Source organism: Kocuria atrinae, from assembly GCF_039531425.1.
GTDB classification, from domain to species: Bacteria; Actinomycetota; Actinomycetes; order Actinomycetales; family Micrococcaceae; genus Kocuria; species Kocuria atrinae.
The window spans coordinates 47,498-57,947 of the sequence record NZ_BAAAQA010000008.1 but is presented as its reverse complement, the minus strand read 5'-3'; the positions used below and the strand labels follow the sequence as shown (position 1 = coordinate 57,947).

The 10,450-nt window shown below is 64.4% G+C and carries 9 protein-coding genes; 3 read left to right on the top strand and 6 right to left on the bottom strand.

Annotated elements, in window-relative coordinates; genetic code table 11:
• Positions 1-11 precede the first annotated feature (11 nt).
• The gene (paaZ, locus tag ABD283_RS04825; RefSeq protein WP_344223864.1) at positions 12-2,123 is read right to left on the bottom strand and encodes a phenylacetic acid degradation bifunctional protein PaaZ; all 2,112 of its coding nucleotides are present in this window, start codon (positions 2,121-2,123) and stop codon (positions 12-14) included.
• A gap of 167 nt (positions 2,124-2,290) precedes the next feature.
• On the opposite strand from paaZ, the gene ABD283_RS04820 reads away from it, so the two are divergent.
• Complete coding sequence (locus ABD283_RS04820) at positions 2,291-2,788, top strand: hotdog fold thioesterase (protein WP_344223863.1); 498 nt, start codon at positions 2,291-2,293, stop codon at positions 2,786-2,788.
• Positions 2,789-3,053: 265 nt separating this feature from the next.
• Here ABD283_RS04820 and aceA read toward each other — a convergent pair whose 3' ends face one another.
• Positions 3,054-4,340 carry an isocitrate lyase gene (gene aceA, locus ABD283_RS04815; RefSeq protein WP_344223862.1) on the bottom strand — a complete coding sequence of 429 codons (1,287 nt, stop codon included), beginning with the start codon at positions 4,338-4,340 and terminating at the stop codon, positions 3,054-3,056.
• Positions 4,341-4,504: 164 nt separating this feature from the next.
• Here aceA and ABD283_RS04810 point away from each other — a divergent pair, with 164 nt between their 5' ends.
• Positions 4,505-6,049 carry a helix-turn-helix domain-containing protein gene (locus tag ABD283_RS04810; RefSeq protein ID WP_344223861.1) on the top strand — a complete coding sequence of 515 codons (1,545 nt, stop codon included), beginning with the start codon at positions 4,505-4,507 and terminating at the stop codon, positions 6,047-6,049.
• A 139-nt stretch (positions 6,050-6,188) separates the two neighbouring features.
• Positions 6,189-6,656, top strand: coding sequence for a ribonuclease E activity regulator RraA (gene rraA / locus ABD283_RS04805; protein WP_344223860.1), 468 nt, complete (start codon positions 6,189-6,191; stop codon positions 6,654-6,656).
• A gap of 112 nt (positions 6,657-6,768) precedes the next feature.
• On the opposite strand, the gene ABD283_RS04800 is transcribed toward rraA, so the two are convergent.
• The 4 genes from ABD283_RS04800 to ABD283_RS04785 form a co-directional block, all read right to left on the bottom strand.
• Positions 6,769-7,548, bottom strand: coding sequence for a hypothetical protein (locus ABD283_RS04800; protein ID WP_344223859.1), 780 nt, complete (start codon positions 7,546-7,548; stop codon positions 6,769-6,771).
• Positions 7,549-7,697: 149 nt separating this feature from the next.
• The gene (locus ABD283_RS04795) at positions 7,698-8,486 is read right to left on the bottom strand and encodes a hypothetical protein (RefSeq protein WP_344223858.1); all 789 of its coding nucleotides are present in this window, start codon (positions 8,484-8,486) and stop codon (positions 7,698-7,700) included.
• Positions 8,487-8,775: 289 nt separating this feature from the next.
• The gene (locus tag ABD283_RS04790; RefSeq protein WP_344223857.1) at positions 8,776-9,642 is read right to left on the bottom strand and encodes a 3-hydroxyacyl-CoA dehydrogenase family protein; all 867 of its coding nucleotides are present in this window, start codon (positions 9,640-9,642) and stop codon (positions 8,776-8,778) included.
• Positions 9,639-10,448, bottom strand: coding sequence for an enoyl-CoA hydratase/isomerase family protein (locus ABD283_RS04785; RefSeq protein WP_344223856.1), 810 nt, complete (start codon positions 10,446-10,448; stop codon positions 9,639-9,641). Before ABD283_RS04785 ends, ABD283_RS04790 begins: the two co-directional genes overlap by 4 nt.
• Positions 10,449-10,450: the final 2 nt, after the last annotated feature.

Sequence of the window (10,450 nt, the reverse complement as noted above, 5' to 3'; positions counted from 1 at the left end):
GCGAGTGCGGACTACTCGGCGTCCTCCGGCATGGGCCAGGTCTTGGAGACCAGGGTCAGCACGTCGTAGGTGGCCACGATCTCGTCGTTCTGGTTGGTCAGGCGGGCATCCCAACCGACCTCGCCGTATTCATCGGTCACGCGCGGGGTGATCCGCTTGGCGGTCAGCGTCACGCGGATGGAATCGTCGTAGGTGACCGGGGTGATGAAGCGCAGGTTCTCCAGGCCGTAGTTGGCCAGCACCGGTCCCGGGGCGGGCTCCACGAACAGGCCCGCGGCCCAGGAGACCAGCAGGTAGCCGTGGGCCACGCGGCGCGGGAAGAACGGGTTGGCCATGGCGGCCTCCTCGTCCGTGTGCGCGTAGAACGTATCTCCGGTCTTCTCCGCGAATTCCAGGATGTCCTCGAGCTTGACCTCGCGCAGGTCGGACACCAGCTGATCGCCAATACGCAGGGTCTCCAGCGACTTACGGAACGGGTGCTCGCCCGTGCCGTTCTCCACGTCTTCACGGGTCACGGTGTTGGCGGTTGCGCCCCAGTGCCACTGACCGGTGATGCCGGTGAGCAGATCCGGGGAGCCCTGGACAGCGGTGCGCTGCATGTAGTGCTTCACGGCGCGGATGCCGCCCAGCTCCTCACCGCCGCCGGCGCGACCGGGTCCACCGTGCACCAGGTGCGGAACGGGGGAGCCGTGACCGGTGGAGGTTTTGGCGTCATCGCGGTCCAGGAACAGCACGCGTCCGTGGTGGGAACCGATGCCTGCCGCAAACTCGCCCGCCAGCTCGGGCGAGTGGGTGCACACCGTGGCCACCAGGGAGCCGCCGCCCAGGGCGGCGATCTCCACGGCGTCGGAGACCGAGCCGTCGTAGCTGATCACGGAGGTGACGGGGCCGAAGGCCTCGACCTCGTGCACGGCCGGCGTGCGGGCGTCATCGAAGGACAGCAGGGTCACGGGGAAGAACGCACCCTCGGAAGGAACCGAGGACAGCGCCTCAGGGCCACCGAACTCCACCACTGCGCCGGCATCGATCAGAGTGCGCACGGAGCGGGAAACTTCTGACTGTTGCTCGTCGGAGGCCAGGGCACCAACGGTGGTTTTCTTGGAGCGGGGGTCGCCCACCTTGGCGCGTTCGGACACGCGGGCCTCGATGGCGGAGATGACGGCCGAGCGCATCTCCTGCGGGACGATCACGCGGCGCACGGCGGTGCACTTCTGACCGGCCTTGGCGGTGATCTCCAGGACGACCGACTTCACGAACGCCTCGAACTCGGGCGAATCTGCGGTGACGTCCGGGGCCATGATCGCGGCGTTGAGGGAGTCGGTTTCCGCAGTGAAGCGCACGCCCTTGTCCTGCACGTTCGTGTGCGAGCGCAGGGACTTGGCGGTCGCGGCCGAACCGGTGAACGCAACGTGGTCGCGGGCGTCCAGGTGGTCGAGCAGATCGCGGGCCGAGCCGGAAATGAGCTGGAGCGAACCCTCGGGTAGGAGGCCGGAATCCAGCATCAGGCGCACGCAGGCCTCGGTCACGTAACCGGTGGGCGTTGCGGGCTTCACAATGGACGGCACACCCGCAATGAACGCCGGGGCGAACTTCTCGAGCATGCCCCATACGGGGAAGTTGAACGCGTTGATCTGCACGGCCACACCGGGAATGCGGGTGTAGATGTGCTCGCCCAGGAATGAGCCGTCGCGCGACAGTTGCTCCACGGCGCCGTCGACGATCACGTTGGAGTTGGGCAGTTCACGGCGTCCCTTGGATGAGAACGTGAACACGGTGCCGATGCCACCGTCGATGTCGATCAGGTGATCCTTGGCAGTGGAACCCGTGGCGTAGGAGATCTCGTAGAGCTCATCCTTGTGCTCGGTCAGGTACTGCGCGAGCTTCTTGAGGATCAATGCTCGGTCATGAATGCGCAGCTTGCCCAGGTACTCCTGGCCCACCGTGCGGCCGTATTCAATGGCGGCGGCGGTGTCCAGACCGTCGGTGCTGACGCGGGCCACGAGCTCGCCGTTCGCCGCATTGTTCACATCCGCAACTCGCTCCGGGTTCTCCGGCCGCCACCACTGGCCGCTCACGTAGCTGGGGAGGATTTCGATGTCCTGGGTTTTGGTTTGGGTGCTCACGCGCCGGTCCCTTCTCAACACTTCTAGCCGAACGATCGGTCAGTATTTAGTCCAGGATAACCTAGGTCACAACAGCGCACCACCGTTTTTCGGGCAACGACGCCGCTCGGGTACCTTGCGCAGGCAGCGCACCGCGGCGGCGTCGGACGCCAAGCTAAGGAGGAACCATGCACGAGGACCCCACCCCGGCGGACATCCGCGCGGACCAGGACCGGAAGAACCGGGAAAAGCTCCCCTTCGAGGACGCGGACGGTCAGCCCTACGAGCCGTGGACAATTCAACTGGGCGAGCTGGACCGGAAAATGGGCGTGGTGATCGAGGAACAGTCCGCCGAGCGAGTGGTGGCCACCATGCCCGTGGAGGGTAACCGGCAGTCACTGGGGTTGTTGCACGGTGGCGCATCCGTGGCCCTGGGTGAGGCACTGGGTTCGTGGGCCGCGGTGATTCACGCGTCCACGTTCGGCAAGGTGGCCGTGGGTGTGGACATCAATGCGACCCACCACGCCTCCGCACGCTCCGGCATGATCCGCGGCGTGGCCACAGCCATCCACCTGGGCCGTTCGGCCACCACCCACGAGGTGGTCATCAGCCACATCGACACCGGCAAGCGACTGTGCACCATCCGCATCACCAACTTCCTCAAGGACACCGAGAAGAAGTCCTGACGGGCTCTGCAACTTCGACGCCGCGGCACCTTTCGACCGGAAGGTGCCGCGGCGGCGTTGTTGCTGGGGATTTCTATGTGAGGCAAATGCAGCCGCGCAGTCTCAGGTGAGGTAAATGCAGTTCCGGGGCCCTGAATCAACGTTTTCTCCACACCAGATTTCACTGCTGCAGTTTCCTCACATCACACTGCGCATGCAGGTTGCCCGGTGGGTCATGATCCACCGGGCAACCTGACCGCCGTCGAGATGACTTTGCAGGAACCGCTTAGAACTGCGCGGTCTCCGTGGAATCCGCCAACGCCGTGGTCGAGGAGTCGGGGTTCACGGCCTGGGACACCAGGTCGAAGTACCCCGTGCCCACCTCGCGCTGATGCTTTGTGGCGGTGTAACCGCGTTCCTCGGCGGCGAACTCGCGCTCCTGCAACTCCACGTAGGAGGTCATCTGGTTGCGGGCGTAACCGTGAGCCAGATCGAACATCGAGTAGTTGAGGGCGTGGAAGCCGGCCAGGGTGATGAACTGGAAGCGGTAGCCCATGGCGGACAGCTCGCGCTGGAACTTGGCGATGGTCTCATCGTCCAGGTGCTTCTTCCAGTTGAAGGACGGTGAGCAGTTGTACGCGAGCATCTGGTCCGGGAAGTCCTCGTGGACGGCGTCGGCGAATTTGCGGGCAAGCTCGAGGTCCGGGGTGCCGGTCTCCATCCAGATCAAATCCGAATACGGTGCGTACGCCTTGGCGCGGGCCACGCAGGGCTCCAGGCCGTTGCGGACCTTGTAGAAGCCCTCGGAGGTGCGCTCGCCGGTGATGAACTCGGCGTCCTGCTCGTCCACGTCGGAGGTGATGAGGGTGGCTGCCTCGGCATCGGTGCGGGCAATGATCAAGGAGGGAACGTCCTCGACATCCGCGGCCAGGCGGGCGGCATTCAGGGTGCGCACGTGCTGCTGCGTGGGAACCAGGACCTTGCCACCCAGGTGGCCGCACTTCTTCTCGGAGGCCAGCTGATCCTCCCAGTGCACTCCCGCCGCGCCGGAATTGATCATGGACTTCATCAACTCAAATGCGTTGAGCGGACCGCCGAAGCCGGCCTCCGCATCCGCCACGATCGGGGCCATCCAGTCATCGACCGTCTTGATGCCCTCGGAATGCTCGATTTGATCCGCGCGGCGCAATGCGTTGTTGATGCGCTGCACCACCTGCGGCACCGAATTGGCGGGGTAGAGCGACTGGTCCGGGTAGGTCTGCCCGGCCAGGTTCGCGTCACCGGCAACCTGCCAGCCGGAGAGATAAATGGCCTTGAGGCCGGCCTTGACCTGCTGCACCGCCTGGTTGCCGGTCAGAGCGCCCAGAGCATTGATGTAATCCTCCGTGTTGAGCAACTGCCAGAGCCGGTCTGCACCGCGACGGGCGAGGGTGTGCTCCTCTCGAAAGGAACCCTGCAGACGCAGGACCTCCTCGGGCGTGTAATCACGGGTGATGCCCAGCCAGCGGGGATTCTCGTCCCAGTCCTGCTGAATTTCCTGGGCAGTGCGCTGATTGCTGTTCATGGGGTTCATAACGGGCTCCTTCGTCCGTGCGATACGACGGCTGTTCGTTGAACGTCCGCCGCTCTGTGCCTTGTAATTACTACTTTGGTGGATTTTCAGCGGGCTGCCCCCAGAAGTTTGGGTGAAGAAACGCGGTTCTTCACGTTCTGCCATCTTTCTCGTAAGCTCGTGCCATGGCACCTCGTTCGACGACGCCGCGGAGCCACCGCACCCGCGCCAACGCACCGTCCGTTCCGCCCGCCGGTTTCGCCGTCGACGGCGATCCCGCCGACCCCATCGCCGTGGGCCGCCGCATCCGCTACCGCCGCAAGAGGCTCCGCGTGACCCTGGGGCAGCTGGCCGGTCAGGTGGGGGTGGCGGCGTCGGCGTTGTCGCTGATCGAGAACGGAAAGCGCGAGCCCAAACTCTCCACGCTGGCGGCCATTGCCAAGGCGTTGGACATGACGGTCGAGCAGCTCATCGGTGCCAAGGCGCCGTCCAAACGCATGGAGCTGGAGATCGAGGTGGAGCGCGTGCAGCGCGGACCCATGTACTCGTCGCTGGGATTGCCATCCGTGCGCGTGGGGCCGGGGCTGAGTACCGAGGCGCTCGAGGCCATCGTCGCGTTACAACGGCAACTCGCTCACCGTCTGGATGAACAGGCAGCCACACCCGAGGAAGCCCGGCGCGCCAATACCGACCTGCGGGCGCGCATGCAGAAACTGAACAACTACTTCGAGCGCATCGAGACGATGGCCGGGGAGCTGCTGGCGGCCATCGGGCACGGCGGTGGGCCACTCTCTGAGCACCACATCTCGTCGCTGGTGTCCCACGTGGGGTTCGAGATTCACCAGGTTCCGGATTTGCCGCACTCGACTCGGTCGGTCACCGATCTGCGCAATAGGCGGTTCTACCTGCCGGCGCGCTCGAGTATCGGATCGACCTGGTCCGTGTTGCTGCAGGCCGTGGGGCATTTGTTGCTGGATCACAAGCGTCCCGAGAACTACGGGGAGTTCCTGGAGCAGCGGGTCGAAACCAATTACTTTGCGGCCGCGCTCATGATTCCGGAGTCCTCGGCGGTGAAGCTGCTTTCCGAGTCCAAGGCCCGCCGGGAGCTGTCCGTGGACGATCTGCGGGACGCATTCGCCGTGTCTCACGAAACTGCTGCGCACCGTATGACCAACTTGATGACCCAGCACTTCGGGATCCCCACGCACTTCGAAAAGGTGCACTCGTCAGGGATCATCCACAAGGCCTGGTCGAATGACGGCATCGCCTTCCCCACCGATCACACCGGCGCGGTCGAGGGTCAGCGGGCCTGTCGTTATTTCTCCGCGCGGCAGGCGTTCTCCGCGACCAACCGGCTGCTTTCGCACTTCCAGTACACGGACACTCCCGCCGGCACGTTCTGGTGCTCGGCGCGCGTGGAGCGGTCCACGGACGGTGAGTTCTCCATCGCGTTCGGGGTGCCTTACGAGCACGTCAAGTGGTTCCGAAACAGGGACACCACCGTGCGCAAGCAGTCCACCTGTCCGGATCCCGCGTGCTGCCAAGAGCCGCCCGGCGCGCTCGCGGACACGTGGGACGGCCAGTCCTGGCCCTCGGCCCGGCCTGCGACCCACATGCTTGCGGCCATGCCCGCCGGCGCCTTCCCTGGGGTGGACGAGACCGAGGTCTACCGTTTCTTGCAGCGCCACCAGCCCGCGCCCAGCGTTGATCCCGATCACCACCTCACGTAATCTCCAACACAATCCCGCCGACGACGCCGCGCTCTCGCCTCGAAGCCGAAACTCACGTTTTCGTGACCTCGGCACCCGCGAGCCGAGCGCCGTCGGCAACCCGTGTTCTACCCAATTTGTCTCTGACGAAAGGCAACCCATGAGCTTTGCGACCGCTGACCTGTACGACGAGCACGGTGAGGACCTGCAGTCGGTGACCACCCAGATGATCTCGGTGGGCGGTGTGCACCGGTTCACCGGCCCCATCCGCACGGTGCGCTGCTTCGAGTCCAACGTGGAAGTCAAGAAGCTCGTGGCCACCCAGGGCGAGGGCGCCGTGCTGGTGATCGACGGCCAGGGGTCCATGAGCCGCGCGCTGCTGGGTGACAACGTGGCCCGCACTGCCATGGAGAACGGCTGGGCCGGCGTGATCGTCAACGCCCCCGTGCGCGACCGCGTGGAACTGGGCACGCTGCAGATCGGCGTCAAGGCGCTGGGCACAAATCCCCGCAAGTCAGAGCCCAATGACTCGGGTGAGACGGATGTGATCGTGAACTTCGGTGGTGTGACCTTCCGGCCAGGCAAGACCGTGTGGGCGGATGAGGACGGGATCCTTGTGGAGCGGTGAGATTACCCGTCTCAGGAACTGAATAATTCAGGGTTGTGGCCCCACTTCGTGTGAAGTGGGGCCACAGTCTTTTTCGGGGGTGTCGCCGCTCAGCGGGTCTCTTGGGTGGGTATCAGCTCTTGGCGGTGAAGCCGGAGCCGTCCCAGGTGTATTCGACGGTCTCACCGGTGTCAGTGCCGTTCTCATCCACCTTCTTCTGGATGATGGTGGCCTCACCGTTGGCGTCAATCTTCAAGCCGGAGTTGGAGAACGGTGCTTTCTCCCCCTCGGCCGGAGGCATGCTCCCGTTGGAGTCATAACCCTTCTCGGTCGGGGTCAGCACCGTAACTCCGTCACCGTAGGAGAGGAATACGTTGCCGTGCTTGTCGACATTCGAGCCATTCGCGAGATCCCAGGTCTGACCGGGCAACTTGGGTTCCTGGCCGAAGGTGACCACACCGACTCCATCGGCTGAGGGTACGAAGCCCACGGGGCGACCATCCTGGTACAAGGCGTAGGAGCCTTCACCCGTAGTGGGGGCTGCGCCCGGTGCGCTGGTGACCTCGTGATAGGTCACGACCTCCATGGTGCCGAACTTGGGGTGATCCACGGGGATGCGTGCGGTTTCGGTGCACTGACCGGCACAGGGATCGGTCACCGCGGGAAGCTGCTCGACGCCATCGGACTGTTCGCCGGTAGCGGTCGAGGCCGGATCCGCGCTGGGTGCTGCTGATTCGGTGCTCTGCGGGGCAGTTTCCGCGCCAGAGGCTTGTGCTGTCTGGCTGGCGGGGCTCGACGCCTCACTCGATCCGTCAGTGGGGTTCGCCGTGGCCTCGGTGTCGGCTTGGCCGCAGCCCACCAGCAGCGGGATGGAAAGTGCAGTAGCGGTAATGACAGTAGCTTTCTTCTTCATGATCCTGACCTCCTTGGAGGTGGTTGCCGTTCAGGTGTGTAAAACGATCTTGGTGCGGCTGGTCCGTTCAGCTGTGGCCCCCACTTCGGGTGCCCTGGGGCCACAGCCCTATCGGGGAGTCACCGCTCAGTGGTTTTTCTCGGGGGTTCTTAGCGCACGGGGGCGAAAGAGTTGCCCTCCCAGGTGTATTCAATGATTTGGTCGGTTTCCACACCATCCTTGTCGAACGTCTTTTGCAGGATGGTGGGTTCGCCGGTCTCGTCGATCTTCAACCCGGCGTGATCGAACGGGATCCCCACGCCCTCGGGCTGAGGCAGACTGCCGTGAGAGTTGTAGCCCTCATCGGTGGGCGTCAACACGGTGACGCCGCGGTCGAAGGAGAGGTACACGTTGCCGTACTTGTCAACATTGGAGCCATTGGCCAGGTCCCAGGTTTGACCGGGCAGGGCCGGTGATGTGCCGAAATGCACCACTTCTCCCTCAGTGCCCACGTACCCAACGGGGGTGCCATCCTGATACAAGGCGTAGGAAGCGTTACCGGTGCTCGGTGCAGCACCATCCTCGGAAGTCTGGTTGAAGTAGGCCACTACTTCCATGGCCCCGAACTTGGGGTGATCCACCGGGATGCGGCCGTTCTCCATGCACTGGCCCGCGCACGGATCTTCCACAGCAGGCAATGCGCCAGCGTCGCTCGTCGCTTCACCTGTGGCTGCTTCAGTGGATGCGGGATCCTCGGAAGGCGCCGCGGTATCGGTGCCCTCTGTGGGATCGGCCACGCCGGAGCCCTGTGCAGTCTGGGCGACGGGGCTCGAGGACTCGGTCGAGACGGACGACCCGGCGCTGGAGCTCGCGGAGGCTTCGGTATCTGCCTGGCCGCAGCCAACGAGCAGCGGGAGCGAAAGGGCAGTTGCGGTTGCGATCGTGATCTTCTTGTTCATGATCTGACCTCCTTGGAGGTGGTTGCCGTTCAGGTCACAACCCACACTTCCGGTGGTGGTTTGCAAATGCAACCCGTTGTGATCGAATCGTGATCTCGCTCCAAGACTCCCGGTGACAACGGGATACGGGCGCATCCTTGAGATATCACGGAAGGCGCGCGTCGCACTTAATTAACTCTTGCAAACGAAAAAACTCGGTGGGTAGTTCATGGTTGAACTACCCACCGAGGCGGTGGCCACCGGCGCCAGGGGCCGGGCGGCGTCGTCGTGCGGGACGAGCCGTGCGCGACTACGAGTAGTCGTAGAAGCCCTTGCCGGACTTCTTACCCAACTCGCCGCGCTCGACCATGTCGCGCATGAGCTGCGGCGGCGCGAAGCGGGGGCCGAGCTTGGACTCGAGGTACTCCGCGATACCCAGGCGCACGTCCAGGCCCACGATGTCCGTGAGCGCGAGCGGGCCGATGGGGTGCTTGTAACCGAGGACCATGGCGTTGTCGATGTCCTCGGCGGAGGCCACGCCTTCTTCGACCATGCGGATGGCCTCAAGGCCCAGTGCGACGCCCAGACGGGACGACGCGAAACCGGGGGCGTCGTTCACAGTCACCGGCGTCTTGCCGATGCCGGCGACCCACTCGAGGGTGAGCTTCTGCAGTTCATCGCTGGTCTGCTGGCCGATCACGATCTCCACGAGCTTGGAGGCCGGGACCGGGTTGAAGAAGTGCAGACCGCAGAAGCGCTCGGGGCGCTTGAGCTCGGCGGCCAGCCCGTCCACGGACAGCGAGGACGTGTTGGTGGCCAACCATGCGCTCTCGGACAGGTTCGCCTCGACCTGCTGCAGCGAGGAAACCTTGAGGTCCCAGATTTCGGGAACGGCCTCGATGACCAACTCGCACTCGGAAAAATCAGCGTGGTCCAGGCTGACCGTGAAGTTCTCGGCCCACGCGTCGAGGTTGCCGTCGATCTTGCCGCGCTCGAGGGACTTGGCCAGGTCCGACTCAACTCGCTCCTTGGCGCCCTGGGCGGCCTGAGGATTGGCCTCAACCACCGTGACCTTGGCGCCGGAGATCAGGAACGCGTGCGCGATGCCCGCACCCATGCGGCCACCGCCCAGCACGCCGACCTTGGCGGGAACGGTGCCCTTGGTCTCTTCGCTCATTTCTTGTTCTCCTTCTTCCGGTCCAGGAACGCCTGCATCCGGTCAAACTTGGCTTGTGATTCGAACAGGATCGCCTGCGCGAGTTCATCCACGTGAGGGTGGGATTCGCGCGGCATGTGGAACACGCGCTTGGACACGCGCACGGCCAGCGGGTCCTGCTTGCCGATGCGGTCGGCCAGGGCGTGCGCAGCGTTCACCAGCTCGTCCGGTTCATGGATTTCCGTGATGAGGTGCGCGGCCAACGCTTCTTCAGCGTTGAGAACGCGTCCGGCCAGCACGATCTCCTTGGCCACCGGCTCGCCCGCGAGTTCCTTGATGCGCCACAGCGCGCCTGCCGCGGCGATGATGCCCAAGCCGGTTTCCGGTTGGCCGATCTTCACGTAAGGGGTGCCCAGGCGGAAATCCGCGGCCCACGCGAGTTCCGCGCCGCCACCCAGCGCGTAGCCGTCCAGTGCCGCAATCACAGGCATGGGCAGCTTGGCGATCCGGTCGAAAATCTGCGAATTCACCCCGCGCAGCGCGTCCTCACGACGCCGCTCGCGCAGTTGCGCAATATCCGCACCCGAGGCGAAAATCCCCTTCCCGTTCACTTCCGTGCCGGACAGGATCATGATCTTCGGGTTGCGTTCCAGGTAACCGCACACGGTGTGCAGCTCGTCGACCATGGTCTGGTCAATCGCATTGCGCACACCGGGGCGGTCCAGGATCACGTGCAGGCGATCCTCGGTTTCCTCCAGGCGCAAGGCGGTGAAGTCACCCTGTAGGCCCTGGTCCTCGCCGTTCGACGACGTCGCTTGTTCGCTCATGC